Raw genomic sequence first — 3,720 nt, forward strand, 5'->3', positions numbered from 1 at the left:
GTGGATGCGACCCAGTACGCCGCCAAAGCGGAAAACCGCAAGGAAATCTCGGCCGCCATCGCACCGGCCAACTATCTGAACCAGCCGGTTCCGGTGATTGAGCAAGTCCTGACCGGCCGTTACGCCGATGGTCTGGGCGAAGTGAAAAACGTCCCGGATCGCATCGATTTCGATCCGTTCCCGTGGCACTCGATGGGTGTCTGGATCCTGACCCAGATGAAGCGCTGGGGCTATATCGAGGGCGATGTCGATTACAAGAAGATCGCCGAAGAAGTCTATGTCGCGAGCGATTGCGCCAAGATCATGAAAGAGCTTGGCTATGAAGCGCCGACCGAGACTTACAAAAGCTATACCATCATGGGCAAGACGTTCGATCCCGATCAGCCTGAAGCCTATGTCAACAGCTTTGCCATCGGCAAAGGGGTAAGCTGATATGCTGGCATCGCTCAATGCCAGGGCGTTGGTGTTGTCACTTGTACTTCTGGCGGTCTTCCTTGGTCTTTGGGAGGCCGCCAGCCCAAAACAACAACTCGCTGGCGAACTTACGGAATATGAACTTCTGATGGGCGGGGCAGAGCCAAAGGCCGCTGTGCCGCCCCCCTCGGACGTGATCGCCAAGGCATGGGAAGAGCTCAGCAACCCGTTCTATGACGCCGGCCCCAACGATAAGGGCATTGGTATCCAGATCGGTTATTCGCTTTATCGCGTGTTGAGCGGTTATTTCCTTGCGGCGGCAATTGCCATTCCGGTCGGGTTCCTGATCGGGATGTCACCCCTGATGTACAAGGCGCTTGATCCGTTTATTCAGGTCCTTCGTCCGATTTCCCCGCTGGCATGGATGCCACTTGCGCTGTTTGTCATTCAGGACAGTCAGGCATCGGCGATCTTTGTGATCTTTATCTGTTCGATCTGGCCGATGTTGATCAATACCGCCTTTGGTGTGGCCGGGGTTCGCAAGGACTGGGTCAATGTGGCGCGCACCCATGAACTGGGCCCGCTCAAAACCGCCTGGATCGTCATCTTGCCGGCTGCGGCCCCGACCATCCTGACCGGCATGCGGATTTCAATCGGCATTGCATGGCTTGTGATTGTCGCAGCCGAGATGCTCGTGGGCGGGACGGGGATTGGCTACTACGTCTGGAACGAATGGAACAACCTTGATCTGACCAGCGTGGTGTTCTCGATCCTGATGATCGGTGTTGTCGGCATGTTGCTTGATACCGCCTTTGCCTACTGCGCACGTCTTGTGCAGTACCAGGAATAAGGAGACCTGATATGTCGAAACCATTCCTGAGTTTGCAGAACCTGACCAAACGTTTTCAGGCCCCCAAGGGCGGTGAAGCCCTGACGGTGTTTGAAAACGTCAATCTGGGGATCGAGAAGGGGGAGTTTGTTTGCATCATCGGCCATTCCGGCTGTGGCAAATCGACAATCCTGAACATCCTGGCTGGTCTTGACGAACCGACCGAAGGGGCGGTCATCATGAATGGCAAGGAAGTGTCGGGACCCAGCCTTGATCGCGGGATCGTGTTTCAGAACTATTCCCTGCTGCCATGGTTGTCCGCGCTTAAGAACGTCACCTTTGCCGTTCAGGCGCGCTATAAATCCTGGAGCAAGAAACAGGTTCACGACCATTCGATGAAGTATCTGGAAATGGTCGGGCTGGCAGGCGGGGCGGAGCTTCGCAAGCCATCGCAATTGTCGGGCGGCATGCGTCAGCGTGTGTCGATCGCACGTGCCTTTGCGATCCAGCCGGAATTGTTGCTTTTGGATGAGCCGTTCGGGGCCCTTGATGCCCTGACACGCGGCAGCATTCAGGATGAATTGATCCGCATCTGGTCGGGGTCGGACCAGACGGTGTTTATGATCACCCATGATGTGGATGAAGCCATCCTGTTGGCGGATCGCATTTTGCTGATGACCAATGGGCCCTATGCCCGTGTCGCGGAATCGGTTCAGGTCGATATCCCGCGCCCGCGCGAACGCGCCAACATCATTCACCATTCCGACTATTACGACATCCGAAACCACTTGGTCGAATTCCTTGCCACCCGCTCCAGGGCGCTTGCCGGCAAGCAGGAGGAAGGCACGCCAAGCGAGCCATCCATTGTGCGTTTTGGCGCACATGGGGTGGTTTCAGACCCCAAAGACAACCGCAAACCGGCCACCAGCCCGGTGGAATAAATCACCTGCACGCTGATTACTTAGAAGGAGAAAAGCTGTGAAAAAAGCAGATGTCAAAGAAATGATTATCGAAGCCAAAAAGGCCAAAGGCCTTGGCTGGGAAGAAGTTGCCAGCAAGATCGGCATGTCGCCGGTATGGACGACTTCGGTCTGTTTTGGCATGAATTCCGCGCCAAAGGACAAGGCCGACATGCTGGTCGCCCTGTTTGACCTGCCGCCTGAAGCATCGGCTGTCATGCAGGAATGCCCGATGAAAATCTGGGATCAGGCGGTGCCGACCGATCCTGCGATCTATCGCCTGTATGAAATCGTTGGTGTTTACGGCGAGACCATCAAGGAAATCATCCACGAGAAATTCGGCGACGGCATCATGAGCGCGATCGACTACGAAATGTATATCGAACGCAAGGAAGACCCGAAGGGCGACCGCGTTGTCATTACCCTTGATGGTAAATTCCTGAAATACCGCGCCTGGTAATCAAAGCCAATCGGTGGTTCGCAGTCACCTGGTACGAGCAGTCGCAGAAGAAACCGGCCTGTCTTACGCAGGCCGGTTTTGTTTTTCAGGCGCGCGCATTAGCAGGGGATGCTCTTCGGGAAACAATAAGTTGCCAGATTGCCGGTGGCACATTTCGAAGGATCATCTAAATGTTATGGTCAACACTATAACGATTTCAAAAGGGCTTTATCATGGCTGATCTGTCGAGCTTCGAGATTACCAAACGCTGGCCTGCGCAAAATCCGGACGTTATCCAGCTTTATTCCCTGCCGACGCCCAACGGGGTGAAGGTTTCGATCATGCTGGAAGAAACCGGGCTGGACTATGAGCCGCATCTGATCAATATCGGCGAAGATGAAACATGGACGCCGGAATTTCTGTCGCTGAACCCGAATGGCAAAATCCCGGCAATCATTGATCCGCATGGACCGAATGGCAAACCGCTTGGTCTGTTTGAATCGGGTGCGATCATTCAGTATCTGGCGGAAAAGACCGGCAAGTTGTTGCCTGTCGATCCGGCCAAACGGATCGAGGCGATCCAGTGGGTTTATTTCCAGATGGGCGGGCTTGGTCCGATGTTTGGGCAGCTTGGTTTCTTCCACAAGTTTGCCGGCAAGGAGATCGAGGACAAGCGTCCGCTGGATCGGTATCGCAAGGAATCAAAGCGGCTTCTGGGCGTGCTTGAAACCCGTCTTGATGGCCGTGACTGGATCATGGGCGATGAATACAGCATTGCCGACATTGCGTCGCTTGGCTGGGTGCGCAACCTGATCGGTTTCTATGACGCAGCTAGTCTTGTTGATTATCACGAGTTCAAAAACGTTCCGGCGTGGCTGGAGCGTGGCCTTGATCGCCCGGCCGTTCAGCGCGGACTGAACATCCCGGCCCGCGATTAATCGCCGTTGATTTTGACCGGATGGAGACAAATGCTTTTCATCCGGTCAGGCTGGCCTTAATTAGGAGGGCATTCATTGTCCCACGAAGTTAAGAGACCAATTCATGACCAGCCGCATCAAGGACGCCGCCCTTGCCCAACA

The 3,720-nt window shown here is 54.9% G+C and carries 4 protein-coding genes and 1 pseudogene; all 5 read left to right on the top strand.

What is annotated here, in order from left to right:
• A pseudogene (locus tag B3Z49_RS12635) lies at nucleotides 1–432 on the top strand (nitrate ABC transporter substrate-binding protein); the annotation flags it as partial.
• A 1-nt stretch (nucleotide 433) separates the two neighbouring features.
• Complete coding sequence (gene ntrB, locus B3Z49_RS12640) at nucleotides 434–1,264, top strand: nitrate ABC transporter permease (RefSeq protein WP_008889171.1); 831 nt, start codon at nucleotides 434–436, stop codon at nucleotides 1,262–1,264.
• 11 nt (nucleotides 1,265–1,275) lie between these two features.
• Nucleotides 1,276–2,184, top strand: a complete 909-nt coding sequence (locus B3Z49_RS12645) for an ABC transporter ATP-binding protein (RefSeq protein WP_296991374.1) — start codon at nucleotides 1,276–1,278, stop codon at nucleotides 2,182–2,184.
• A 37-nt stretch (nucleotides 2,185–2,221) separates the two neighbouring features.
• Complete coding sequence (gene cynS, locus B3Z49_RS12650) at nucleotides 2,222–2,662, top strand: cyanase (RefSeq protein WP_008889173.1); 441 nt, start codon at nucleotides 2,222–2,224, stop codon at nucleotides 2,660–2,662.
• 212 nt (nucleotides 2,663–2,874) lie between these two features.
• Nucleotides 2,875–3,579, top strand: a complete 705-nt coding sequence (locus tag B3Z49_RS12655; RefSeq protein ID WP_296991377.1) for a glutathione S-transferase N-terminal domain-containing protein — start codon at nucleotides 2,875–2,877, stop codon at nucleotides 3,577–3,579.
• Nucleotides 3,580–3,720 lie beyond the last annotated feature (141 nt).

It is taken from the genome of Thalassospira sp. UBA1131 (genome assembly GCF_002311515.1).
Lineage (GTDB): Bacteria > Pseudomonadota > Alphaproteobacteria > Rhodospirillales > Thalassospiraceae > Thalassospira.

Excerpts from the sequence above, each read along its gene's own strand:
- B3Z49_RS12655 (WP_296991377.1), top strand. The coding sequence starts at position 2,875 with ATGGCTGATCTGTCGAGCTTCGAGATTACCAAACGCTGGCCTGCGCAA.
- ntrB (WP_008889171.1), top strand. The coding sequence starts at position 434 with ATGCTGGCATCGCTCAATGCCAGGGCGTTGGTGTTGTCACTTGTACTT.
- B3Z49_RS12645 (WP_296991374.1), top strand. The coding sequence starts at position 1,276 with ATGTCGAAACCATTCCTGAGTTTGCAGAACCTGACCAAACGTTTTCAG.